Here is a 423-nt window from a genome sequence, read left to right as displayed (position 1 = left end):
ATTGGCCAGAGTTACCACAACTGGCGAGCCAGTCACTGGCGCACCAACGGTCGCGGTGTAGGTGACGGTGCCACCTTCAGCAGCAGACTCGGTCGCGGTCAGTTTGACCGTGGTGGTGTCGATGGTGTCGGTGACCTGAGTTACGGCCGGAACGGTGCTTGGTACCAGGTTCTCGAAGTTGCCACCGATGGCAGTCGAAATGGTTGCTTCGACTTTACCGGCGTCTTTGTACACGTCGTCCGCCGGAGCTGGAACAGTCACGGTGCCGGTGGTTTTGCCGGCCTCGATGGTGATCACAGCGCCGTTCGACAGCGTTACGGTCACTGGCGAACCAGCGGCGTTGGTCAGCGTTGCGGTGTAAACGATCGAACCACCTTCGGCCACGGTACCGGTCGCGGTCAGCGACAGGTTGGTGGTGTCGAT

General features: G+C 60.8%; 1 protein-coding gene. It reads right to left on the bottom strand.

Annotation, left to right across the window (positions count from 1 at the left end; all coding sequences use genetic code 11):
• Positions 1-423: immunoglobulin-like domain-containing protein (locus LCH64_RS28205; RefSeq protein ID WP_226501963.1), on the bottom strand; the 423-nt coding region annotated here is incomplete at both ends.

Origin of the sequence: Pseudomonas sp. MWU16-30322 (assembly GCF_020515535.1) — a bacterium.
GTDB lineage: Bacteria > Pseudomonadota > Gammaproteobacteria > Pseudomonadales > Pseudomonadaceae > Aquipseudomonas > Aquipseudomonas fluorescens_H.
This window is presented reverse-complemented; position numbering and strand designations above follow the sequence as displayed.